Source organism: Gammaproteobacteria bacterium (assembly GCA_022450155.1).
Lineage (GTDB): Bacteria > Pseudomonadota > Gammaproteobacteria > Arenicellales > UBA868 > REDSEA-S09-B13.
The window spans coordinates 115,273-138,475 of the sequence record JAKUQR010000007.1 but is presented as its reverse complement, the minus strand read 5'-3'; the positions used below and the strand labels follow the sequence as shown (position 1 = coordinate 138,475).

25 protein-coding genes are annotated in these 23,203 nt (G+C 49.1%); 8 read left to right on the top strand and 17 right to left on the bottom strand.

Translation table 11 applies throughout. The features are described 5' to 3' along the window. Positions 1 to 19: 19 nt before the first annotated feature. Entirely contained in the window at positions 20 to 439 is a 420-nt protein-coding gene (locus MK323_05940; GenBank protein MCH2481699.1) for a RidA family protein, read from the bottom strand. Between the two features lie 340 nt (positions 440 to 779). Here MK323_05940 and MK323_05935 point away from each other — a divergent pair, with 340 nt between their 5' ends. From MK323_05935 to MK323_05915, 5 genes are read left to right on the top strand one after another with little or no spacing between them, the layout of a single operon-like run. Then, positions 780 to 1,646 (top strand): dihydrodipicolinate synthase family protein, encoded by an 867-nt coding sequence (locus MK323_05935; GenBank protein ID MCH2481698.1) that lies wholly within the window; start codon positions 780 to 782, stop codon positions 1,644 to 1,646. A 58-nt stretch (positions 1,647 to 1,704) separates the two neighbouring features. After that, complete coding sequence (locus MK323_05930) at positions 1,705 to 2,478, top strand: ABC transporter ATP-binding protein (protein MCH2481697.1); 774 nt, start codon at positions 1,705 to 1,707, stop codon at positions 2,476 to 2,478. Between the two features lie 3 nt (positions 2,479 to 2,481). Further along, on the top strand, positions 2,482 to 3,186 hold the full coding sequence (locus MK323_05925; protein MCH2481696.1) for an ABC transporter ATP-binding protein: 705 nt from the start codon (positions 2,482 to 2,484) through the stop codon (positions 3,184 to 3,186). A gap of 10 nt (positions 3,187 to 3,196) precedes the next feature. Next, the gene (locus MK323_05920) at positions 3,197 to 4,087 is read left to right on the top strand and encodes a branched-chain amino acid ABC transporter permease (protein ID MCH2481695.1); all 891 of its coding nucleotides are present in this window, start codon (positions 3,197 to 3,199) and stop codon (positions 4,085 to 4,087) included. A gap of 1 nt (position 4,088) precedes the next feature. Then, a complete protein-coding gene (locus MK323_05915) occupies positions 4,089 to 5,099 on the top strand; it encodes a branched-chain amino acid ABC transporter permease (GenBank protein MCH2481694.1) in 1,011 nt (336 codons plus the stop codon). A gap of 74 nt (positions 5,100 to 5,173) precedes the next feature. Here MK323_05915 and MK323_05910 read toward each other — a convergent pair whose 3' ends face one another. Together MK323_05910 and MK323_05905 are read right to left on the bottom strand one after the other, a co-directional pair. Next, the gene (locus MK323_05910) at positions 5,174 to 6,373 is read right to left on the bottom strand and encodes an ABC transporter substrate-binding protein (protein ID MCH2481693.1); all 1,200 of its coding nucleotides are present in this window, start codon (positions 6,371 to 6,373) and stop codon (positions 5,174 to 5,176) included. A 145-nt stretch (positions 6,374 to 6,518) separates the two neighbouring features. After that, positions 6,519 to 7,835, bottom strand: coding sequence for an FAD-dependent oxidoreductase (locus MK323_05905; GenBank protein ID MCH2481692.1), 1,317 nt, complete (start codon positions 7,833 to 7,835; stop codon positions 6,519 to 6,521). 100 nt (positions 7,836 to 7,935) lie between these two features. Between MK323_05905 and MK323_05900 the strand changes: the two genes are divergently transcribed. Beyond that, the gene (locus tag MK323_05900; protein MCH2481691.1) at positions 7,936 to 9,339 is read left to right on the top strand and encodes an aldehyde dehydrogenase family protein; all 1,404 of its coding nucleotides are present in this window, start codon (positions 7,936 to 7,938) and stop codon (positions 9,337 to 9,339) included. Positions 9,340 to 9,532: 193 nt separating this feature from the next. Continuing rightward, positions 9,533 to 10,093: a hypothetical protein gene (locus MK323_05895; protein ID MCH2481690.1), complete on the top strand. Its 561-nt coding sequence runs from the start codon at positions 9,533 to 9,535 to the stop codon at positions 10,091 to 10,093. Here MK323_05895 and MK323_05890 read toward each other — a convergent pair. Further along, positions 10,068 to 11,366, bottom strand: coding sequence for an ATP-grasp domain-containing protein (locus MK323_05890; GenBank protein MCH2481689.1), 1,299 nt, complete (start codon positions 11,364 to 11,366; stop codon positions 10,068 to 10,070). The genes MK323_05895 and MK323_05890 overlap by 26 nt on opposite strands. 60 nt (positions 11,367 to 11,426) lie before the next feature. After that, a complete protein-coding gene (locus tag MK323_05885; GenBank protein ID MCH2481688.1) occupies positions 11,427 to 11,783 on the bottom strand; it encodes an iron-sulfur cluster assembly accessory protein in 357 nt (118 codons plus the stop codon). Positions 11,784 to 11,917: 134 nt separating this feature from the next. Here MK323_05885 and MK323_05880 point away from each other — a divergent pair, with 134 nt between their 5' ends. Beyond that, positions 11,918 to 12,193 carry an oxidative damage protection protein gene (locus tag MK323_05880; protein ID MCH2481687.1) on the top strand — a complete coding sequence of 92 codons (276 nt, stop codon included), beginning with the start codon at positions 11,918 to 11,920 and terminating at the stop codon, positions 12,191 to 12,193. A 7-nt stretch (positions 12,194 to 12,200) separates the two neighbouring features. On the opposite strand, the gene pdxJ is transcribed toward MK323_05880, so the two are convergent. The 12 genes from pdxJ to MK323_05820 form a co-directional block, all read right to left on the bottom strand. After that, positions 12,201 to 12,923 (bottom strand): pyridoxine 5'-phosphate synthase, encoded by a 723-nt coding sequence (gene pdxJ, locus MK323_05875; protein ID MCH2481686.1) that lies wholly within the window; start codon positions 12,921 to 12,923, stop codon positions 12,201 to 12,203. A 27-nt stretch (positions 12,924 to 12,950) separates the two neighbouring features. Further along, complete coding sequence (gene recO / locus MK323_05870; GenBank protein ID MCH2481685.1) at positions 12,951 to 13,709, bottom strand: DNA repair protein RecO; 759 nt, start codon at positions 13,707 to 13,709, stop codon at positions 12,951 to 12,953. Positions 13,710 to 13,723: 14 nt separating this feature from the next. Beyond that, positions 13,724 to 14,551: a GTPase Era gene (gene era, locus MK323_05865; protein ID MCH2481684.1), complete on the bottom strand. Its 828-nt coding sequence runs from the start codon at positions 14,549 to 14,551 to the stop codon at positions 13,724 to 13,726. 77 nt (positions 14,552 to 14,628) lie between these two features. After that, complete coding sequence (gene rnc, locus MK323_05860; protein ID MCH2481683.1) at positions 14,629 to 15,300, bottom strand: ribonuclease III; 672 nt, start codon at positions 15,298 to 15,300, stop codon at positions 14,629 to 14,631. 136 nt (positions 15,301 to 15,436) lie between these two features. Then, positions 15,437 to 16,234 carry a signal peptidase I gene (gene lepB / locus MK323_05855; GenBank protein MCH2481682.1) on the bottom strand — a complete coding sequence of 266 codons (798 nt, stop codon included), beginning with the start codon at positions 16,232 to 16,234 and terminating at the stop codon, positions 15,437 to 15,439. Position 16,235: 1 nt separating this feature from the next. After that, a complete protein-coding gene (lepA, locus tag MK323_05850) occupies positions 16,236 to 18,041 on the bottom strand; it encodes a translation elongation factor 4 (protein ID MCH2481681.1) in 1,806 nt (601 codons plus the stop codon). 224 nt (positions 18,042 to 18,265) lie between these two features. Beyond that, on the bottom strand, positions 18,266 to 19,243 hold the full coding sequence (gene argC, locus MK323_05845) for an N-acetyl-gamma-glutamyl-phosphate reductase (GenBank protein MCH2481680.1): 978 nt from the start codon (positions 19,241 to 19,243) through the stop codon (positions 18,266 to 18,268). Between the two features lie 90 nt (positions 19,244 to 19,333). Continuing rightward, a complete protein-coding gene (locus MK323_05840) occupies positions 19,334 to 19,600 on the bottom strand; it encodes a succinate dehydrogenase assembly factor 2 (protein ID MCH2481679.1) in 267 nt (88 codons plus the stop codon). Positions 19,601 to 19,604: 4 nt separating this feature from the next. Next, positions 19,605 to 20,378: a succinate dehydrogenase iron-sulfur subunit gene (locus MK323_05835; GenBank protein MCH2481678.1), complete on the bottom strand. Its 774-nt coding sequence runs from the start codon at positions 20,376 to 20,378 to the stop codon at positions 19,605 to 19,607. A gap of 12 nt (positions 20,379 to 20,390) precedes the next feature. Then, the gene (gene sdhA, locus MK323_05830; protein MCH2481677.1) at positions 20,391 to 22,178 is read right to left on the bottom strand and encodes a succinate dehydrogenase flavoprotein subunit; all 1,788 of its coding nucleotides are present in this window, start codon (positions 22,176 to 22,178) and stop codon (positions 20,391 to 20,393) included. A 373-nt stretch (positions 22,179 to 22,551) separates the two neighbouring features. Next, entirely contained in the window at positions 22,552 to 22,932 is a 381-nt protein-coding gene (gene sdhC, locus MK323_05825; GenBank protein ID MCH2481676.1) for a succinate dehydrogenase, cytochrome b556 subunit, read from the bottom strand. A 46-nt stretch (positions 22,933 to 22,978) separates the two neighbouring features. Next, positions 22,979 to 23,197, bottom strand: coding sequence for a DUF1674 domain-containing protein (locus MK323_05820; protein ID MCH2481675.1), 219 nt, complete (start codon positions 23,195 to 23,197; stop codon positions 22,979 to 22,981). Positions 23,198 to 23,203 lie beyond the last annotated feature (6 nt).

The following is a 23,203-nucleotide window of genomic DNA, read 5'->3' as shown; positions in this document are numbered from 1 at the left end:
TATTTGCACAGTTGACGATTTAAGAAGTCTTAGCAGCGACAGCCTGAACCTCAATAAGAAATTCTGACTTAACAAGTCGGTTGACGATGAGCAATGTGTTTGGAGGGTAATTGGGCCCTGCAAAAATCTTGGCAAACAAAACAGTTCGCAGTTTCATAAACTCTGGGACTAAATTCTCGTCGGTAAGATACGTGTTCATGGTAATTATACTGTCATAACCTTCTCTAACCGCGCTTAAAACATCACCGAGATTGGCATAGACCTGGTGAAACTGTGTTGCGAAGTCTTCCCTGCCCACAACCGCACCATCTTTCCCTACCGACAACTGCCCCGCGATGTGATAAGTAGCCGTAGCAGGTGGAACATAAGTTAATTGTGAATAAAGACCTTGCGCCGGGCCCAGCCCCGGCGGATTCAGGATCTGAATTTTGTTAGGCAAAGTATGTACTCCTTCTGAGCGTATAAAACTACCTAGGAGTCGACCGAATTCAGCAGCACATTCACCCCAATAAATCAGTTCATAACGACCCACGTTCGTTACACTTGGTCTACTCTCACACTCAAGCTACTAATGTAACCGGACTGCCTGTAACCTGCCAATCTGCACAATGACCCAGTTGACCATCGAACTGCTACGCTTATGCCAGAACCCGAGCGCCATAACTGTTATATGCGTTGTGTCCGAGCGAAGCTGACCTAGGGCAGTGTGTATACTGCCCTGGTAATTAGGTAAACTTTTAGCCCTAATTGGAGTTATCGTTGTTTTAAGGAATAGATTGATGAGCGAACTATCAGGCGTCTGCGTCCCAGTATGCACACTCTTCAAAGACGATGACACCATCGACGAGCGGGGCTATTTACTGCACATTGATCGAATGATAGAGGCAAAAACCGACATCATCCTCGCCTGCGGGGGCACTGGTGAGTTTGCTTACCTCACCACTGAAGAAAAACGTCACTTAGTTAAAATCACTGGCAAACACGTAGAAAACCGAGCCGAATTTATTGCACAGACCTCTGCGATCAGCTTACGTGACACGATTGATGCGACCAAGCACGCAGCTGATCACGGGGCCAATGCGGCCATGATTCTACCCCCCTATTTTGAAGGGCCTGATGCTGCTGGTGTATATCACCACTTTGAGAAAGTCGCCGAATCTACAGACCTCCCAATCATGGTCTACAACATCCCAGTACATTCCGGTTTCGACATAACACCAGACTTTTTCAGAAAATTGCTGGAGATCGACAACATTAATTACATCAAAGACAGTACTGGGGATCTGGTGCGTATTCAGCAGCTATTGCAGACCGAAGGAAAGGTCTTTAATGGAGGAGACCCCATAACCTACCCAGCTCTGGCCGCTGGCTGTGTCGGCTGCGTCTGGGGAGCGATCAATTTCATTCCAGAAGAAGCAGTCGAACTGTATGGATTAGTACAGGAAGGCAAGCTCAGTGAAGCTAATCTTCTTTGGCAACGCCTATTGCCTTCCCAGCTTTTCATCTGGACCCATGTCTACAACTCGGCTGTAAAGAGTGCTGCAAATTATCGAGGCTTTAACGTGGGCCAGTGTCGAGAACCGGTACTGCCTCTGAACAATCAGGACCTTTCTATCCTGACTCAGAATCTAGACAAGATCGGTTAAATATTTTGTTCTGTTTGCAATAATAGTTTTCTTACTCTTTAACTGACTCGTCGGTCCGATGCTAACCGTAGACGCAATCACCAAAAGTTTTGGTGGACTGACCGCCGTCAATAGGTGCAGCTTTATCATCGAAGCCCAATCTATTACCGGCCTCATAGGCCCCAACGGCGCGGGAAAGACAACAATCTTTAATCTGATCGCTGGTGCAATGAAACCCGACAGTGGTCGAATCCAATTTCAAGGCGCTGATATTACTGGCCGACCAGCTCATGAATTGTTTCACCTCGGAATCATGCGTACCTTCCAGATTCCACAGGAATTTGCTGCGATGAGCGTCCTTGAAAACCTTATGCTGGTGCCAGCAGAACAGTCAGGTGAGAACCTGTTTCATGCCTTGCTGTCGCCTGGCAACGTCGCCAAACGCGAAAAAGAAGTTCGCGATCGAGCAGTGGATGTACTGGAGTTCCTACACCTCATCCACGTGATTGATGAGCTCGCTGGCAATCTTTCGGGCGGCCAGAAAAAACTACTTGAACTTGGCCGTGCGATGATGGCTGATCCTGATATTGTCTTACTGGACGAACCAGGAGCTGGCGTCAATCCGACGCTGCTCGGCGATCTGGCAGAAATGATTATGCGACTTAACAGAGAGAGGCATTACACCTTTTGCATCATTGAGCACAACATGGATATGATCGCTCGTCTGTGTGATCCTGTTATCGTCATGGTAGAGGGTGCAGTACTTACGCAAGGCGACATGGGGTCTGTGCGCGCCGACCCACGCGTACTAGATGCCTATCTTGGTGGCGATATAGACGTAGCGTCGAGCTGACCGATGCCTGTACTTAGCATAGATAATTTATCGGGGGGCTACGGCGAGGCCGATATTCTCCACGGGGTCTCACTGCAAGTAAATACCAGCGAGATTGTTGTCGTCATCGGTCCCAATGGGGCAGGAAAGTCCACAGCCTTGAAAGCCGTATTTGGGCTACTCCGTTTGTCCGGCGGGTCAGTTCATCTCGCCGGTGAAGAGATCACCAACATGGATCCCGCACAGGTTGTTAACAAAGGCGTTTGCTATGTCCCCCAGACTAACAATGTATTTCCGACTCTAACCGTACAGGAAAACCTCGAGATGGGCGCTTATATCAGAAAAGATGATTTTCGGCCGCGTCTACAGGAAATATACGAGATGTTTCCGCCATTAGCAGAGAAAAAGAAGCAGGTAGCTGGTGAATTATCGGGTGGGCAGAGGCAGATGGTCGCGATAGGCAAAGCGCTGATGCTCGAACCAACGATCCTGATGCTGGATGAGCCTACAGCGGGGTTAAGTCCGATCTATCGAAATGAAATTTTTCAAATCATACGGCAGATCAATGCCTCTGGTGTACCGATCCTGATGGTAGAGCAGAATGCGAAACAATCGCTCGCTGTTGCCAACCGGGCATACGTTCTTGTCGATGGTCAGAATCGCACCTCGGGAAAGGGGATCGACCTATTGAACGACCCAGAAATCGCAAAAATGTTTTTAGGTGGATAACGGTTTTAGCGTGGATTTTATTAATTTTTATTTGATTCCCGGCGTCGTGCTCGGCAGCATCTATGCACTCGGCGCGATTGGCGTTTCGCTGGTTTTCGGTATCCTTCGGTTTGCTAATTTTGCCCATGGTGAACTTATGTTGATCGGCGCTTATACCACCTATTCGCTGATGCAGTTTTCCGGGTTGCATCCGTTAGTCATATTGCCGATCGCGATGTTGTTCACGAGCCTCGTCGCTCTCGGCATCGATCATACTTTCTACAAACCATTTCGAGCCTCTAAATCCACAATTCTCATAGTTGCATCGTTTGGCATCGCTTTGATGGCGCGGTCGGCAGTTCAAATAATCTGGGGTGTTGATACGTTCTCCTATTCACCCGGTCGAATCCAGATGCCTATGATTCTATTTGACACACTGCGTCTTTCTCCCAAGCACATCTGGATAGTTTGTTTTTCTATCGTACTGATGATCGTAGTACATGTGGTGCTGACCCATACCAAAACCGGTAAGGCGATGCGTGCAATGAGTGATTCTGCTGAATTAGCGCAACTGACTGGCATTAGGACTGAAAGTGTTGTTAAAGCAACTTGGGTGCTTGGTGCTTCGCTCGCTACAGCTGCAGGCGTGTTTCTGGGCTGGGATTCTCATCTGCACTCGATGATGGGGTTTTACATGTTGCTGCCAATGTTTGCCGCTGCAATTTTGGGCGGTATCGGGCAACCTTACGGCGCGATGGTCGGCGGCCTCGTGGTCGGCCTGGCAGAGGAATTGTCGGCATACCCGTGGTTGGGGGATACCCCACTGCTTTCACCGGCCTATAAGGCTGGGGTGGCATTTGCGCTGATGATCATAATGCTGATTTGGCGACCCAGCGGTCTATTTCGCGGAAGGGTTTTCTAGGATGGACTCAGCACAAGCCTACGGCTACATGTTGTACTTTGTGTCACTGATGACGATGGGTGGCATCTACGCCATTATGTGCCTGGGGCTCAACATCCAGTGGGGTTTCACAGGTCTTTTTAACGCGGGAATTGCTGGATTTTTTGCTATAGGCGCCTATGTCTCAGCCATCCTAACCACCGCTGAATCTACGTCTCATCTAGGCGGTTACGATCTACCCATCGCATTGGGTCTGGTCGGCGCGATGGCCGTGACTGCAGTTATTGCCTGGCTCGTCAGCTTGCTGTGTATACGCCTAAGAAGTGACTATCTAGCAATAGCAACAATTGGGATCGGTGAGATTTTCCGGCTGATCCTAAAAAACGAGATCTGGGCCACTAACGGTGCGCGCGGCATTGCCAAAATTCCTCTTCCTTTCGAAACCCTATCCGAACCTTGGAACAAAATCGGCTTCATGTTGTTAGTCTTGGCTGTAGTCGCGGTATTCTATTTTCTGATTGAAAGAGCACGTTTGGCGCCCTGGGGTCGTCTGATGACTGCAATCCGAGAAAATGAACAGTCTGCAAGAGCTGCCGGAAAGAATGTAGAACGGTTTCGTATTGAAGCATTTGTCTGTGGATCCGTATTAATGGGATTGGCGGGAGGACTTACGGCCCACTACATCAAGTTCATTGGCCCTGGCGCGACCGAACCCTTGACAACAACCTTCCTTGTTTGGGTTATGCTGATCGCCGGTGGCAGCGGTAATAACCGAGGCGCCGTACTCGGGGCATTCCTCTTGTGGGGGATTTGGTCGTTCAGCGAGGTACTCACTGGTCGCTTGCCCGCAGAGTTGGCCGTTAAAGCCGCCTATTTCAGGATATTTCTGATTGGTTTACTGTTGCAGGTTGTACTACAACGCTATGCAGGTGGCATCCTGCCCGAACGTCGGCCAACCACTGATAACAGAGCGCAGAAGCAACCTCTTAGCGGATCGCACTTGTCCAAACCGAACCAGTCGAAGCTCACCTAACCATATATTTACTAGAAAAAATAGCCCCCACTAAATGGGGGCTATCTTCTTCAACAAATTTAAACTGCGGATGCCTAATCGATCAAGGTTTCCGCCCACTTTCCATCTTTTACAACACTTTTGCCGTAGATACCGGCAACATCGCCGTTAGCATCAAACTCATTTTCGCCAGCGATGCCCTGATAGTTGATGTCTTTCCCAGCAGCCAGGAGTGCTTTGGCTTTAGCCCAATCCCCAGGTCCCACCTCAACACCTGGTGCATTGGCTACTGACCGCACATGAGCGATGAGATCTCGTGTTGCACTACCGGCACTTTCCAGCGCCAGTGCAGCGATCATTACCGCATCCCAGGCTTGGGCGGTATAAGGATCAGATGGCCGATCAAACAGACCGGCAAAGGTCTTGAAATGGCTTGAACTTTGGTCGGCTGTTCCTTTTGTGAAAACTGCATCGCCAAGATTGTCGGCGCCAATTTCATCGATCACCTCCTGCGCTATCATCCCGTCGCCACCGATAAACTTACTAAAAAAACTGTTTTCTAGGCTTTGACGCATGATCGTAATCCCACTGCCATTGTAATACGCAAATAGAGCCAGCGCTTCAGGGCCACCGGACGAGAGTGTTGCAAGCTCGGAACGGTAAGATGCCTTATTCGCCTCATGCATCTGATCACCCGTTATTGTCCCACCGAGCTCCTTGAATGCTTTGACAAAAACATCATGAAGACCAGCGTTATAGTCATCATTTGCATAAGTGGTGGCCAGCTTCGAATACCCCATGCTTCGCGCAAGTTTTGCGATCGTTACACCCTGATACGCATCGGAGGGACAGACCCTGAATACCAAATCGTTATCGTCTAGTCCAGTGATTGCAGGCGAAGTCGCCGACGGTGAAATATTCACCACGCCTGCTGGAATGGTTACAGCTTGGGTTGCACCAATCGTCGCGCCTGAACAAAGAGGCCCCACGATAATAGAAGCCTGCTCCACATTGACGATCTTATTTGCTGCGTCTACGGCAGCTTTCGCGTCGCAACCAGAATCACCGCTCGCCAATACGAGGGTGTCGCCTCCCCACATACCGCCGTTCGCATTGATGTATGCCGCAGCAGCTAGTTCCGCTTCCAGGATTACGGCAGAAAGATCTGGAATTGGCCCCGTCAAACCGTTCAACACGCCAATCTTTACCTCACCGGCATAGACTGGACTTGCTGCAATCGATACGAGTGCAGCTGCGACCATCGTGCGTCGCATTGTACTCACTGTCTTTTTCATCATTTGTCTCATACTCATATCCTCACACTTCTGTTTGGTTTATTAATCAGAGCAGCGTCGTTACAAACCAACGCCACTACCCGACAATCATAGCATGTATTAAGGGGCTGGTTCTCGATCAGCCCAATGCCAATGAGCTAAAGATTCAGCCAGACCAATTGGAAATAACAGCTTGTGCTATGTCTTCACCACTTCGACAGGCGCCTCCGAGGAGAGCATGGGACAGATAGTCACCCGCATAATAGATCTGCTTTCTACTATTAGTTTGATAACGTTCAAACGCACTCAGTTCCTTAAGGTAACCCGGATAGAACAGGGGCAACATATTTTGTATCCTCTGCTGAACAACATGCCCATAACCAGGCTCGAGGTGCCTTGCGACATCATCCGGCAAATCATTCCAAATAGAAGGCAACTCTCCATCAACTACCGGCTTATTTTTCAGATCTATAACCATCTCAGGTGATAAATAAACAGATATGCGACTAAGATAACTTGAGGCAGTTCTAGATTGATCGACAACTTCTACCGCCGCTATTGAAGTGTTTACATCCCGACTAAGGAAACGGACATACGGTTCAACAGATCGGTTGATGCCGAAATGCACAATATACCCACTGCTGTATTTCACAGACTTGAAAAACTGAGCCTCTTCAAGCGTAGGCTCTGAGACAATCCTTGCCGATAAAGGACCGGGTACCGCACAGATCACCAGATCAGCGCATGCTGAATACAACAAGCCTTTCAACTCATAAGAGAGCTCACAACCCCCCGATACAGTTCGAATCACATTTTTGACATCTGCGCAATATGTTACATCTAAGCTTTGTGCGAGTCGCTCGGTGAGCGCACCTATTCCATCGTCGAACGTGTAAGCGCTGGCTCCATGCATATGAGCTGCCGTGCTGAGAAAAAATACTGGAGATACATCGGTCATGCGCCAGCCCCGGGCACCACGAAAAATTGGCTCTATGTATATCTTAGAAACCTGACCCAGAGACCTTTGATTGAAGAACTCGTACAGTGATCCTTCGTCGTAATCATGCCAATCCAATAACCGATCTGGATTTACTGAGAAACGCCGCGCAGCCAACCACAGTGCCAGTTGCAGGAGGCGCCACCTCTGGCCACCACTCAGTGGCGAGTTGAAGATCAACCGAGGTCCCGGGCTCATCTGGACTGGATGTTCACCCATCAGTGAACAGGTCGATACAGGGGTCGTCAGTCCATGACGGAGTTGGCCTGCCAGATCAAGTTCTCGAACCAACCGCATAACAGATTTACTGAATGAGTAGATCAGCCGCGCACCAGTTAGATAATTCAATCCAAGGTCGTGGGCTTCTGCCATCCTGCCCCCTGGAGACTGCGATTTCTCGAGAACATTGACAGAGAATCCTGCCTGCTGAAGTCGATGTGCTGCGGTTAACCCAGCCAGTCCAGCACCGATCACTGTAATCTTCATACGTAAACCGTATTCTGCAACAATCTGAGTTATCCTAAGTCCGGTAATGTCCTCTTAAAGCAACAGCGTTATTTTGACTCTAGTAAATACTCACCTCGCTATGACACAAATACCGGTAAGAAACCCCCATACGGGCGACATCGACTATGCATTCGTGGAACCCACAAAACGTGAACTCGCGTCCAGAATATCCCGACTTCGCGACAATCAGGTCGACTGGTCTTCTTTACATGTCAGCGACAGGGGAGAGATTCTCAGGCAGTTTGCCGATGGACTTGCCAGGCATAAAGATCAATTGACACAGGCACTGTGTGTCGACACCGGCCGTTGGGGCCTGTCGGTGATGGAAGTTGACGCTCTCCAAGCAATAACACACGGCCGAGTGAGCCAAGCGATCGACATACTACAGAGCAAACGTATGCAATCCGGCAGCGCAGACGTTTCTCATTTGCAGGTCTTTGTGCCTTATTCTGTCGTTGGCGTCATTTCGCCGTGGAACTATCCTCTGATTCTTTCGTTTCTGGATGCTGTACCAGCGCTTCTAGCTGGCTGCTCTGTCATCGTCAAACCCAGTGAAATCACGCCTCGGTTTATCGAAGCCGTTAATCAAGTCCTGGGTGACATAGCTGGATTACATACCGTAGTCGATGTTGTTCCGGGTACAGCGTTTACTGGAAACAATCTCATCGATCTTGTGGATGCGGTCAATTTCACCGGCAGTGTTGAAACAGGCCGACAGGTTGCTGCACGTGCAGCCAGCCAGTTAAAACCGGCGTTCTTGGAACTTGGTGGGAAAGACCCCGCTATCGTTCTGGAAAGTGCTGATATTGAACGCGCCGCACAGGCGATTTTGCATTGCGCGACCGTAAACACAGGCCAGGCCTGTTTTTCAATTGAAAGAGTATACGTCCACGAGTCGTTAGCTTCGAATTTCATCCATCTCATCTCGTCCTTGGCTGAGAAAATTACACTCAATATAGAAGACCCTGCCAAGGGCGCTATAGGGCCGATTATTTCTGCTAAGCAGATTCAGATCATAGACAAGCATCTGAACGATGCAAAGGAAAAACATGCCAGCTTTTTGACAGGTGGCGTCATTGAACAACACGGCGGCAGCTGGCTCCGACCGACGATCGTCACCGATGTCGATCATTCAATGTTATTGATGAGAAAAGAAACATGCGCACCCATCATACCCATCATGACGTTTAAAGAAACTTCGGAAGCAGTCTATCTGGCCAATGATTCAGAGTACGGGCTTAGCGCGGCAGTTTTTGGCGACTTGGATAAATCCGAAGCCGTGGCTCTGACCCTAGACGCTGGTGGGATCTATTGCAACGATGTCGACCTGATCGGCAGTGCACACGAGTCGGCGGAAAAGATGAGCTTCAAGAATTCCGGTCTTGGTGGATCACGATATGGCCCAGAAGGTATTACACGGTTTACCCGCAAACAATCAGTGGTATTCCAGCATGGCGGCGGCGCGACAATAAAAGACTTGTAGCGGATTCGAGCACCAACCCAGTGAAATTCGCTTTCTGTCCTGCACAGATATTTCCACCAACAATGTGACATTCTATTTTACATAACAGCTGTAAATAGTTGATTACACGCATATCATTTATATGATCCTTTCGACATAGATGAACGCACCGTGATATAATTGACTCTGTCAATAAGCGTTAACCCTTATACCCATGCATACAAAATTGATACGACTGCTCCTAGGGCTGCTGTGTCTGTGCGTATCTGGACTCACATTCGGGCAAACCGGTCTGCAAGCCTTGCAATTGAGTGACTGGGGATATCCGACTGGTTATACCGCGACCGGGGACACAATCATCTTCAATAGCTTTTCTGGCGATGCCAGTCAGCAACCCCTTTTCCATATTCATAGTCGTTTCCCGGCTCTATCCTTCCTCGTGGGAAGGACCAATGGAACAGCAGCCTCCACCACTGCACTTCGTACTGATCCTTATCAGCAGTCTTTTTCGCTTGAAGATGTTGGTGTGTATCTGTCGTATAGATCTAGCGGTAACTTCTATTTTCGAGGACTCGTCGGCGGACCATTGTATACAAACACAAATGGTCTTCAAAACTACTTTAATGATACTCAGAATATCGACTTAGAGTACCGAGGCGCAATTGGCCTGCGTCTAGGTGAGCATGGCGCCTTCAATATAGAACTTGAATTCCTGGGCAATCGTTTGACAGGTGAGGCCAACATAATTTCTATTGGCGCACGTTACCAGTTCTAGTTTGTTGCGACCTAGATGTTGCTGCCGCCACACGAACCGGCAAAGATGGCGAATATACAAATTTCAGTTCTGCATGTGCAAGCTTCAGTGCTCTGATAACTTTGTCTGTTGACTTTGCTTCAGCAAAAATAAATCCTGGATAGGCGCAACCCTCTGGCCAGGGCGTCAGAATCTGGCCCGGCCTGGCATCTAGCTCCACGCCCGTGACACCGGATACCCGGGCTGCATTTCCGAGTCCTTCTATCCTTCTAAGAATTCCCCCACTTCCAGGTACTGGTATCATCATCACACCGACCGCCTTTTTGATTACCTGGTTTGTGGCATTTTCGCCTACTGAATTCCTGACAATCAACTCTTCAAGCGTAACGCCGGTACCGGCCCTTATCAGCTGACTACATTGCCCACCGATCGATCGGCTGGCTATATCGATTATCCAGATTCCTTGCTCATTCAACCGAAATTCGGCGTGTACGGGACCCTGCCGCAGTTCTAGCAGTTGACAGGCTTGGGATAGCACTGCTTGCACCTCTTGTTGTTCAGTCTCACTCAATGCCGATGGTGTGACGTATATCGTTTCCTCAAAGTAGGGGCCATTTAATGGAATCGGCTTGTCAAAAATTGCTAAAGTGCTCAGGTCACCGTCCGAAAGTAATCCTTCTACAGCGATTTCCTTTCCTGATATAAATTGCTCTACCAGAGCGACAGGGTAGTCGTCTTCGCCTTCTTTTTGAATCAGCCTCCAGATTCTTGCCAGTGCTGCCTTCAACTGCTCAGAATTATCGGCTCTTATCACCCCTCGACTGGCTGATAACGTCAAAGGCTTGGCGACGCAGGGATAAGAGGCAAATAAAATCTGGGATTCATAGGGACGATCTAGCCCTACTTCGAATCCCTTTGGGGAAAGTACAGGGGAGTTAAGCAATGCTTTCTTGAGCAAGTCTTTGCGACAGGTGCGACGAACGGCTTCGACTGAATTCCCCGGTAGACGTAAACGTTCAGTCAACGCAGCAGCGATCTCTACGACAGAATCGTCTGTTGCGATAACACCCTGAAAAGGAGTACGGCGATGTTGCTTCTGCAGTCGGCCCAAATCTAAATTGGTACTGCCGCCCTCTAAACTGATAATTGTGCTACCCGGCGCATGTGAAACCGCATGGTACCCGGTTGAAGCAATGATACAGTCAAAACCCAATTGCCCTGTTACTGTTACATATGCGGCAGTTCTATAACTTCCATAAGGTGTAATGAGCAGTATCCGCTTTGCCTGCTTCACGGAAGCCTTCGGTAGAACATTCGTCTAAAATCAGGCCCGCTGGGGGAGCGCGAAACCTACCTAGTGTGCCCCACCGCAACCACCGCAGGCGCCACTGCCACCAACTGCCTTAAACACATTATTGAATACAAAACTGGTGTTAACCCCATCGTTGACATAGTCGACTTCTGCACCCTGTAAATAACAAAGTGCTATTGGATCAACAACCAGTTTACAACCTTCCGCATCTTCTAGAACACAATCCCTTTTCTCCAGAGCTTCGGCAAAGGTCATACCATAATTCATACCGCCACAACCACCACCAGATACAAATATTCTGACCGAATCAATCGACTCGTCGGCCTCTTGCAGCATTTGTGCGATTTTAGCTCGCGCGGGCGCAGTGACCGCCAACTGTTCAGGTAAAATCGAATTCATAGCATAGTCCCCGTATTTTATAAGGTTGGCACGCAGATCAATCCAACTCTGAGACCATCCCTAGTTTGCCGAATGTGGCGGATACTGGTTATGATGGCTGCTTAACGCCACAATCAATATACGCTCATTCTACCATGGCAACTGTACAATGCGTTGTTCTCGAACGAGAAGCTGATGCACTCGACACAGCACCCTACCCGGGCGAACTCGGCCAGAGAATTCTTGAGAACGTTTCAAAAGAGGGCTGGACGCAGTGGCTTGAACGACTCGTCCTGATCATTAATGAAAATCAACTGTCTTCGGCTGATCCAGAAAATCTCGACCACATTGAACAGCATATGGTTGGTTTCCTCTTTGGCGAGGGCGACCTCGGGGACGTGCCACAAGGATTTGGACCTAAAAAGAAATAGACCCTTTTTAGCAAGATACCGAATCAATTAGCCTTTTCATTTCGGCCACTGCCTCTCCGAGACCTGAGAACACCGCCCGTGCAATAATGGCATGGCCGATGTTGAGCTCGGCAAAACCCGCTATTGCCGCGACAGACCTCACGTTATGATAATGCAGTCCGTGGCCTCCATTTACCCGAAGCGGTAGTTTTGATGCCACACCTACAGCATCCTTTATCCGACCGAGCTCTTCCTCACGATTGTCTCGGCCGGCATCGGCGAAAGCACCAGTGTGGATCTCAACCGCTTCCGCACCGACCTCACAAGATGCGTGTATCTGCTCCGGGTCCGGATCGATAAACAACGAGACACGTACCCCAGCCTCTTTTAGGCAGGCGATATGTTCTTCTAGTTCTGTCCTGTTGGCGATTACATTGAGCCCGCCTTCGGTGGTCAGTTCTTCACGCTTTTCGGGCACGATACAGACATCTTCCGGCTGAACGTCACATGCGATTCTCACCATTTCTTCGGTCGCTGCCATTTCCAGATTCATGCGTGTCTGGATGATTTGTTTCAGCAGGTAAACATCTCTGTCCACTATGTGACGGCGATCCTCTCGTAGGTGCAGCGTAATCAGATCAGCACCCGACTGTTCGGCGATTACAACCGCTTGCGCTGGCTCAGGATAAGACGTGCCCCGGGCTTGTCTTAGGGTTGCTACGTGGTCGATGTTTACACCTAAGTCAATCAATGAATTACCCTCCCTAGAGTGAATGAATCAAAATTCTACCCGCTTGACCCGTGCTGCGGCCGAACCCTTTTCGGGATACAATTGAGCATACATTCGACGACTGTTAAGTGGTTTGCCCTGCAGGTGTGTTGCGAGTACTGTTCGATTTAATTGTTTGAGTTCTCGTCTAACACGTTCAGTAAACATTTCCTCCTGGTCAAGTGCGATTAACGCATCGCCGTGAATCAGAACGCCATCACTCCGACTATTATCATCGACAATTGGACCTGTCTCAGGCAGATAACGGTACACAAAATGTTTTTCAATCGGCAACCCGGTGGATACATCTCGCTGCAGATGAAGGCCGTATCCGACCTCCGCAAGCAATATTTTTTCAAACCTTCTCAACGTGAATTCAGCATCCGCCGTGCGGTATAGTTCATCTAGTGCACACCCGTAGACTGTATAGAGGGTTTCATAAGGATCGTAACGGTATATCATCTTTATGATCAGTTCGTTCAGATAGAACCCACACATCAAGTGATCTCTTGACAGAAGGATCTGCGAGCCGGCCGGTTCAGCCCCCGTTAAAGTTTTTACATCACCTTTACCAGTAAATTGAACAGCTAACGGTTGGAAAGGCAGCAAGACGCCACGGTACCTTGATTTAAGTCGTCGGGCTCCCTTTGCGATTGCAGCGATTCGACCAGTTTTCTGTGTAAATAAATCAACCAACAGACTGGTTTCCGAATAAGGACGATGCTGTAGCACAAAAGCGGGTTGGCTCTGGAACCGTTGGGTGGCCATAGTCGTACTCAGTCTCACCTATTGTATCCCAGCTTAGCGAGCAGCCTTCTATCGTCTGCCCAGCCCTTTTTCACCTTGATCCACTGCTCTAGGTAGACCTTCTTGCCCAAGTAGCGTTGAATCTGATCTCGAGCTTTCGAACCAATGGTCTTCAATCGATCACCATTTTCACCAATCAGAATAGATCGCTGACGTTTGTTCTCACACCAAATATGTGCCTCAATACTTACCAAGCCGTCTTTTCGCTCACTACAGCTACGGATCTCTACTGCTGTCTCGTAGGGAACTTCATCCCCCACAAGGCGAAATATCTGCTCGCGGATGAATTCTGCAGCAATAAAGTCTACACTCGAGTCCGTTATTTGTGTTATGGGGAAACCTGGTGGCCCCTCGGGTATCACTTCACCCACTAATGTAATCAAGCGGTCTAGATTGTCCCCCGTTTTTGCAGACAAAGGGACGATCTCTTCAAAGTCGTAACGCTGGCGTACCTGATCAATTCTCGGAAGCACAAGATTCGGTTTATCCAGTAAATCTATTTTATTCATAATTAACCAAACCGATGCTCCAGCTATCCCTGCATCAGCCAGAACCCGAGTATCACCTGATGTCCACCTTCTAGCATCCACCACCATCAGAATTAGATCCACCTCATTAAGGCACGAACGAGCGGTACGATTTAAAACCTTATTCATCGCAACACCGGTTGTTTCATGAATTCCGGGTGTATCGACAAAAACGATCTGATATTCATCCGTACTACAGATACCCAGTATCCGATGCCGGGTTGTTTGAGGCTTACGCGATGTAATACTGATTTTTTGACCTATAAGCCTGTTCATTATGCTCGACTTGCCGACGTTCGGCCTGCCGACTAGCGTTACCATGCCAAATCTAAAGCTTTCTGTGACCATCTATCTCAACGGAGGATACGCAGTAATTTTCGCGCTGCTGCTTGCTCTGCACTCTTTCGACTTGGGCCTGTTCCACTTTTCACCAACTGGTCATCTTCAACATGGCAGCTGACTACAAAATTCGGTTCGTGGGAAGAACCCGACATACTTTCTACTATGTATTTAGGTAACAACATTCCTTTACTCTGGAGAAGTTCTTGCAACTCCGTTTTGGGATCTTTCGCCATACACCCGGGATCAATAGCATCAAGTTCTTCCTTGAAAATTTCCGCTACACTGATTTGAGCCTGCTCTAATCCCGCATCCAGATAAACAGCCCCGATTAGAGCTTCAAGCGCATCGGCCAATATAGAATCGATATCCGCTCCGCCACCTTTTACCACACTACCACCCAGCTTTAGATAGCTTCCAAGTTGGAGCCGACGCGCTATCTGTGCAAGAGTGTCTTTTTTGACGACCTGTGCGCGCATTCTGGTCAGCTCACCCTCTTCACTTTCGGTATAAAGACGGTAGAGAACTGCAGACACGATAATCCCCAACACACTATCCCCAAGGAATTCCAGTCGTTCGTTGTTGAGCGCACTGAAACTGCGATGCGTCAGTGCGCGATCAAGTAATCCTGAGTCAAGAAATTGGTAACCGATTACTGACTCAAGCTTATCCTGATTGCTTGCCATATTAGGAATGCTGGACTGTTAATGGCCTTCGAAACAGCCAAACTCGACTTTTTCGTATCCGTTTTTCAGCATGAGGTCAGGTGCTTTGATTCGCTGACTTCAATAACCGATTGGTCTTTAGGCAAAAGATTTAAGTCTAGTCTATACGATTTCCTATTCTCGGCCAGTTGACACCCCCACCACCAACACTATCCCAGCTGAACCAGACGAAGAACGCCCGCCCTACGATGTTTTCTTCTGGTACAAATCCCCAGAACCGACTGTCATTACTATGGTCTCGATTATCCCCCATAACAAAGAAATGGTCCGGTGGAACGGTTATTCTCATCATATCTCTGGAGCGTCGACTCGCATCGATGAGTATCCCATGCGATGACTTGCCGAGACTTTCAATGTATTCCCCAACCTGGTGACTGAGTCGTGCACCCTGTTCGGTGTCTTCCCGATCCACTTTTTGAATATCAACAACGTTGCCATTAATTCGAAGTCTTTTGTTTTTGTAATCAACAATATCGCCCGGCAATCCAACAACCCGCTTGATAAAATTTGTTTTCTCGTCATGTGGGTATCTGAACACCATCACGTCACCTCGTTTAGGAGTTCCGATCGAAAAGATTTTCTGATTAACCAGAGGCAGTCTTATGCCATAGCTAGATTTTGATACGAGAATAAAATCTCCGATATAGAGACTCGGCAGCATTGAACCAGAGGGGATCCTGAACGGCTCGACAACAAAAGATCGAAGGACGAACACAACCAGTATCACGGGGAAAAAGGCACGCGCATACTCGATAACAATACCAGCCGTTCTGGATCCCGCACCTATAGTGTCTTTATCCTTAAAGTCAGTGCCTGTTCGTCTTTGCAGGCGATCCCAAAGCACAATCCCGCCGGTTACTACCAGCCCACTAAACAAAGCAAATGCAAAATCCATGTTAGTTGCCCATCCTCAGGACTGATAGGAATGCTTCCTGGGGTATGGCTACGGAGCCCACCTGTTTCATCCGTTTCTTTCCTTCTTTTTGCTTCTCTAACAGTTTGCGTTTTCGCGTAATGTCGCCGCCATAGCATTTTGCAGTGACGTTCTTTCGCAAAGCTTTGACTGTCTCTCTCGAAATGACCCTCGAACCAATGGAAGCCTGAATTGCGACGTCAAACATCTGCCTCGGAATAAGTTTACGCATTCGGCTGACTAGATCCCGTGCGCGATATTTCGCCTGCTCGCGATGCACCAGAAGGGATAAAGGATCGATCCGATCACCATTAATCAATATGTCAAGCTTAACCATATCAGCCACCCGATGATCGAGTAACTCATAATCCAACGAAGCGAATCCCCGGCTTACTGACTTTAATTGATCATGAAAATAAAACACCACCTCAGCCAGTGGCAAATCAAACTCGATCAAGACCTGTCTCGCGTGGTAATTGATGTTCTGCTGAACCCCACGCTTTTCAATGCACAATGAGATGATTGGACCGACTTGATCTTGCGGCGAAAGTATGCGCGCACGAATAAATGGCTCACGTATTTCTCTGATCATCGCCGGATCCGGAAGGTCGGAAGGGTTCTGCACCCCTACCAGCTTCTGTTCAGTTGTTATAACCTGATACAAGACCGTAGGCGCTGTGGTAATCAACTCAAGGTCATATTCACGCTCAAGGCGCTCCTGAACTATCTCGAGGTGAAGCAGACCCAGGAACCCACACCGGAATCCAAATCCCAAAGCTGGCGACACTTCCGGTTCATATTGCAACGATGCGTCATTCAGACCCAACTTGTCCAGCGCATCACGAAAACTGTCGTAATCGGCATTGTTCGCCGGGTACAGGCCGGCGAAAACAGTGGGCTTTTCCTCTTTGAACCCAGGCAGAGTTACCGTGCCTACCGATCTGGCATCGATTATTGTGTCACCGACCTTCGCCGCTTTTATATCTTTAATGCCAGCGATCATATAGCCGACATCACCAGCTACCAGCTGCGAAACTACTTGCTTTTTCGGTGTGAATACTCCTACCTCCGCCACCTGGTGCTCACCCCCAGTAGAACTGATCTTGATCTTGTCGCGGCTGGCAATCTTGCCGTCTACCAGCCTAACCAACGAAACCGTGCCATGATAATTATCAAACCACGAATCAATGATGAGCGCCCTTAAGGGGTCGTTTGCGTCGCCTTCGGGCCCGGGCAGAGAGGAGACAATGGACTCTAGAACCTCTTCAACTCCGGCACCCGTTTTTGCGCTGATCGACAGAGCGTTTGAACAGTCTAGGCCAATAAGGTCTTCAATTTCTCGCAACACCCGCTCGGGTTCTGCGGAAGGCAAATCGATCTTGTTGAGTACCGGGATCACCTCTAGGCCTAAGTCGACCGCCGCATAACAGTGTGCAAGTGTCTGTGCCTCCACGCCTTGTGAGGCATCAACCACGAGCAACGCACCCTCACACGCACTTAATGACCTGGAAACCTCATAAGCGAAATCCACATGACCCGGCGTATCAATAAAATTAAGCGAATACTGGTCTCCTTTACGCGATGTGTACTTCAAGGAGACACTCTGAGCTTTGATCGTTATCCCCCGCTCGCGTTCAAGCTCCATCGAATCAAGTACCTGCTCTGACATTTCCCGGTCAGTCAAACCGCCGCACAACTGAATTAATCGGTCCGATAGCGTTGATTTCCCATGATCGATATGGGCAATTATCGCGAAGTTGCGAACGTTCTTTTGATTCCTGGGAAGCATAGGTTATCAGTCGAGTCTATGGAGTAGGAGGTGTACAGCTGACGACTGTAAGATTTGTCGAGCCTTCAAGCCTTTTGTATTCTAACGGCTAGACAGTACCCGTTAAAGACTCGTAGCGAAAAGTTCTAACACATCTAACTGGTGAGCCCTTTCCCCTGGGGGGCTAAATAATCGCATACTCGGCTGTCAGCTAAAGAGCGCACTTGATCCTGTAGCTGTGTAGGTTAAACAGGTAGCCCCGCTTCCTCCGGCAGACCCAACATCAGATTAAGGCACTGTACGGCTACTCCGGAAGCACCTTTACCTAGATTATCCAGCAAGCCAACCAGCAGAATATGCCCCGCGGGATTCGGAAATACATGAATTTGGAGTTGATTGCTCCCGTTAAACCCAGTTGGATCCAAATCGTTTTCACTGACCGCTTCAAAGCCGGCAAACGGTGCGACCTGAATAAACGGTTCACCAGCGTAACGTTGATTAAGAAGTGTCCAGATCTCTTCACCATCGGGCCTGTTGTAAAAAATACTTTCGTGAAGAGGTACCTGAACCCGCATGCCGCTGTGAAACGGACCCACAGCTGGCAGGAACTGGGGCTGGACCGTCAAGCCCGTGTATCGCTGCATCTCAGGAATGTGCTTGTGGACCCACCCCAATGCGTAGGGCGCTTCATACTGGAGGTCCGCCAACTCATTATCATGGTTTTCCCAGCGTTCGATCAATGATTTACCGCCGCCGCTATAACCGGATAAGGCATGTATAGATATCGGAACATCTGTTGGTATCAGTCCGGCATCTATCAAGGGTCGCAACAACAGAATAAAGGTAGAGGAATAACAGCCTGGGTTACTCACACGATCAGCCGAACCAATCCTAGCACGTTGCTCTTCACATAGTTCAGGAAGCCCATATGTCCAGTCATCTGCAACACGGTGGCAGGTACTGGCATCGAGAACCCTGGTACCGGCATTTTGTGCCCAGACGGCAGCTTCTCCAGCGGCGGCGTCCGGCAGACAAAGAATGGTGAGGTCGGCTAGCGATATGGCTTCCTGCCGTGCTGTCACGGAACGTCGGTCATTTTCAGCAAGAGTCAGGAGCTCAAAATCGCTACGATGCTGAGTCCATTGCCTGATCCTAAGGCCGGTTGTCCCGGCCTGACCATCTATAAATATTTTCGATCTCAAAACGGTGGGCGATTCTATCACTACTGTCTATCAGGATATAGCGCTATTGGGTAGCCAGTCTTTAGCGGGTTATGCCACAAACAATACTCGCTATTATCCAGATCCAGACTCTCATACCATTCCGGTTAGCCTCGACTTTTGCGAATACCGGATGATCGAGTCGACCAGGCTTTGTAGGCCTTCTTCATCGGGTATTTCCCGCCCGAGAACCCAGTCAAGGATCTGGGTGTCCTGACAGCCAAGAAGCGTCTGCAGTCGGGTCTTTTCTAGCGGCGACAGTTCATCGTAGCAGTCTTCGGCAAAGGGCCTTAAAACCGAGTCGAGCTCCCGAATACCTCGACGACATCGCCAGAGCACCTTTGCCCGATCTGCCCTCATCCTCTTATTGAGATCGAGCGATCATCTTTTTTATCTGCCCAATGGCCCTAGCTGGATTCAGATCCTTCGGGCACGCGCTAGTACAATTCATGATTGTGTGACAGCGATACAATTTAAAGGTGTCATCTAGTTGTTCAAGCCGATCTTCGGTTGCCATGTCACGACTGTCAACAATCCATCGATATGCCTGCAGGAGCGCCGCTGGTCCGAGATAGCGGTCACTATTCCACCAATAACTCGGACAACTCGTTGAACAGCAAGCACAAAGAATGCACTCGTAGAGGCCATCGAGGCGTTTTCTTTCGTCTATAGTTTGGGTATTCTCGATTAGTCCAGTCGACTCTTTTGTTTTGAGCCATGGTTCCACCGAGGCAAGTTGGCGAAAGAATTGGGTCAGATCCGGCACAAGATCTTTAATGACCGGCATGTGAGGGAGGGGGTATATTTTTACCGCACCCTTTACTTCCGCGATTGCCTTTGTACATGCCAGAGTGTTCATGCCATCTATGTTCATCGCACAAGATCCGCAGATTCCCTCCCGACAAGACCGCCTAAAAGTGAGCGTAGAATCTATCTCGTTTTTGATTTTTATAATCGCATCTAACACCATCGGCCCGCAGTCTTTGATATCAACATGATAAATATCAAGCCGGGGATTGTCGTTATTATCGGGATCCCAGCGGTAGATTTGAAACTCTCGAGCGTCCGCGCCTCCGGTGCCTTTGTGGGTGTGGCCCGGTCGCACCCTAGAGTTTTTTGGTAACCGTAAATCTGCCACAACGCGTTCTCGTCAATAGACCCTGTCTGAAGGTGGAACCGATTCTACCTCGGTGGTGCCAGTCGAGAGCCTGACAGGTCGATAAGCTATCACGGGATCATCGCCTGCATCGGTCCAGGTAAGCGTATGTTTTAACCACTTCCCATCGTCACGATTCGGATAATCCTCCCGAGCATGGGCTCCACGACTCTCCTGGCGCCGATTGGCGCTGTGAATAGTCGCAACGGATTGAAGCAAGAGATTCTCAAGCTCGAGCGTCTCAACCAGATCCGTATTCCAGATCATGGATCTGTCAGTGACCCTGACCTCCATAAATCGACCTCTGATAGTCTGGATTTTTTCGATACCTTCTTTCAACACCTCTTCTGTCCTAAATACAGCGCAGTTATCCTGCATTGCTTTTTGCATTGCCAGTCGGAGTGCCGCTGTTGGATAGTCACCCTGACTATGCCTAATCTGGTCGAACCGTGTTAACGCCCTTTCGGTGTCGCTATCCCCTGCTGTTGGGCACGAAACCCGGTGATCTAGGATCTCGATCAACCTTTTTGAGGCAGCCCGGCCAAACACGATAAGATCCAGTAGAGAGTTCGATCCCAGTCTATTGGCTCCGTGGACAGATACACAACTCGCTTCGCCAATTGCGAACAAACCTGTGACGACCTTGTCATCTCCACCGGATCCCTGGGTAATCACCTCGCCCCAGAAATTTGTCGGGATACCGCCCATGTTGTAGTGTACCGTCGGTAGTACGGGTATTGGCTCCTGTGTGACATCGACGCCAGCAAACACCCGTGCTGTCTCCGAGATCCCTGGTAGACGTTCAGACAAAATATCGGACCCGAGCTGTTCAAGGTGAAGATGCAGGTGATCTTTATCTCGGCCAACACCTTTACCGGCACGAATTTCCTTGGTCATCGCTCGGCTAACAATGTCACGTGACGCAAGGTCTTTCGCATTAGGCGCGTAGCGCTCCATAAACCGTTCGCCGTCAGAATTGGTCAGATATCCGCCTTCACCTCGGGCGCCTTCTGTTATCAGACAACCCGATCCATAAATACCTGTTGGATGAAACTGCACGAACTCCATATCCTGAAGAGGCAGTCCGGCCCGTAGCACCATTGCATTGCCATCACCGGTGCAGGTATGTGCTGAAGTTGCGGAGAAATAGGCTCGACCGTAACCTCCGGTCGCTAAAATTACACTTTTAGAGGAAAATCGATGCAAAGTACCGTCATCCAGGCTCCAACCAATAACACCTATACAGGCGCCATCGCGCATGATTAGATCAAGTGCTACATATTCGATGAAGAACTCGACTTCGTGTCGTAAAGATTGTTGATAGAGGGCGTGCAATATCGCGTGGCCCGTTCTATCGGCTGCTGCACAGGTTCGCTGGGCTCGCCCTTCTCCGAAATGGGTCGTCATACCACCGAACGCCCGCTGATAGATCTTGCCGTTTTCAGTCCGCGAAAAAGGCACTCCGTAACCCTCAAGCTCAATCACGGCAGCGGGGGCTTCTTTACACATATATGCGATCGAATCTTGATCACCCAGCCAATCAGAACCTTTAACTGTATCGTACATGTGCCAACGCCAGTCATCTTCCCCCATGTTGCCCAATGCAGCACTCATGCCGCCCTGAGCCGCCACGGTGTGCGACCTAGTCGGAAACACTTTGGTTAGACACGCTGTTTTCAGACCGCCCTCGGCGAGGCCAAGACAGGCTCTGAGGCCGGCTCCGCCGGCTCCGACCACCACTGCATCATAAGTGTGGTCGATGATTGTGTATGCTTTGGTCAAGTAATTACTGGGTCCACATAAAAAGAATCGTACAAACCGCACAGCCACTCATTAGAACAGCAACCCACCTGGCCAGATTGACTAGCTGCTTTTGCAGACGATCGCTAGATACGTAATCCTCTAAGATGACTTGGATTCCAATTGCGGCATGGAAACACAGTACACCTATCGTCAGGGCCAAAAGCAAAGATGATGCGGGCAGTGTTAACCACTGTTTTACTTCAACATAACTCAGTTCTGGGCGAAAAATAATCCTGACTAACAGCCAAAGTATTACTGGCGCCAGTACCAAAGCCGAATAGCGTTGATACTTCCAATGCTTTGATCCTAAATCGTTTACCACACCCTACCGTCCATATCTTATTCGAAACTATTAAAACCAGATCCGGGCGACAACGAGCAATGTAACAAAAATCGACACTAGAAGAACTATTGTGCCGCTGAAATAGACACTCGTTAGCTCGAAGCCATAACCACAGTCCCAGACAAGATGGCGAATACCGTTAAAAAAATGATAGACCAAACTGAATACCAGCCCCAGAGAGAACATCTTCCCCAATGCCGTTGATCCGATTGAATTGAATATCTGAAAATAATCCTCTCCTAGTGCGACACAGATTAGCCAAATGCAGATAACCATCAGCCCTAGCACCAAAAACAAGCCGGTCGCCCGGTGCAAAATTGACAAAAACGATGGCAGCTGCGGTCTGTAAATCTGAAGATGGGGTGAGACGGGACGTTGCTTAACTGGCATCTTCGATTGTCGATGGTACGAGAAATTAATGTAAGCTGATCGACTGTCAAAAATCTATGCAGCGGCCAGCGTGTTCCCAGTCACCAAACCGAGTCGGGTCGGGGTGAGATGTTATTGGGCTGCTGCAGGCAGATTGCTTCGCAGCGTTAGTTTCGGGCTGTTTTGACGTTAGAACATCGACGACAGAGTCCGGAATCCTATTGCCGCGTTTACTCGCAGCTCCCGACAAGACTTCTGTTTTTTGATTAATACCTTTGATGTCCACAGATTA

Excerpts from the sequence above, each read along its gene's own strand:
- MK323_05935 (MCH2481698.1), top strand. The coding sequence starts at position 780 with ATGAGCGAACTATCAGGCGTCTGCGTCCCAGTATGCACACTCTTCAAA.
- MK323_05930 (MCH2481697.1), top strand. The coding sequence starts at position 1,705 with ATGCTAACCGTAGACGCAATCACCAAAAGTTTTGGTGGACTGACCGCC.
- MK323_05925 (MCH2481696.1), top strand. The coding sequence starts at position 2,482 with ATGCCTGTACTTAGCATAGATAATTTATCGGGGGGCTACGGCGAGGCC.
- MK323_05915 (MCH2481694.1), top strand. The coding sequence starts at position 4,089 with ATGGACTCAGCACAAGCCTACGGCTACATGTTGTACTTTGTGTCACTG.
- MK323_05910 (MCH2481693.1), bottom strand. The coding sequence starts at position 6,373 with ATGAAAAAGACAGTGAGTACAATGCGACGCACGATGGTCGCAGCTGCA.
- MK323_05905 (MCH2481692.1), bottom strand. The coding sequence starts at position 7,835 with ATGAAGATTACAGTGATCGGTGCTGGACTGGCTGGGTTAACCGCAGCA.
- MK323_05900 (MCH2481691.1), top strand. The coding sequence starts at position 7,936 with ATGACACAAATACCGGTAAGAAACCCCCATACGGGCGACATCGACTAT.
- MK323_05895 (MCH2481690.1), top strand. The coding sequence starts at position 9,533 with ATGCATACAAAATTGATACGACTGCTCCTAGGGCTGCTGTGTCTGTGC.
- MK323_05885 (MCH2481688.1), bottom strand. The coding sequence starts at position 11,783 with ATGAATTCGATTTTACCTGAACAGTTGGCGGTCACTGCGCCCGCGCGA.
- MK323_05880 (MCH2481687.1), top strand. The coding sequence starts at position 11,918 with ATGGCAACTGTACAATGCGTTGTTCTCGAACGAGAAGCTGATGCACTC.
- recO (MCH2481685.1), bottom strand. The coding sequence starts at position 13,709 with ATGGCCACCCAACGGTTCCAGAGCCAACCCGCTTTTGTGCTACAGCAT.
- era (MCH2481684.1), bottom strand. The coding sequence starts at position 14,551 with ATGAACAGGCTTATAGGTCAAAAAATCAGTATTACATCGCGTAAGCCT.
- rnc (MCH2481683.1), bottom strand. The coding sequence starts at position 15,300 with ATGGCAAGCAATCAGGATAAGCTTGAGTCAGTAATCGGTTACCAATTT.
- lepB (MCH2481682.1), bottom strand. The coding sequence starts at position 16,234 with ATGGATTTTGCATTTGCTTTGTTTAGTGGGCTGGTAGTAACCGGCGGG.
- lepA (MCH2481681.1), bottom strand. The coding sequence starts at position 18,041 with ATGCTTCCCAGGAATCAAAAGAACGTTCGCAACTTCGCGATAATTGCC.
- MK323_05840 (MCH2481679.1), bottom strand. The coding sequence starts at position 19,600 with ATGAGGGCAGATCGGGCAAAGGTGCTCTGGCGATGTCGTCGAGGTATT.
- sdhC (MCH2481676.1), bottom strand. The coding sequence starts at position 22,932 with ATGCCAGTTAAGCAACGTCCCGTCTCACCCCATCTTCAGATTTACAGA.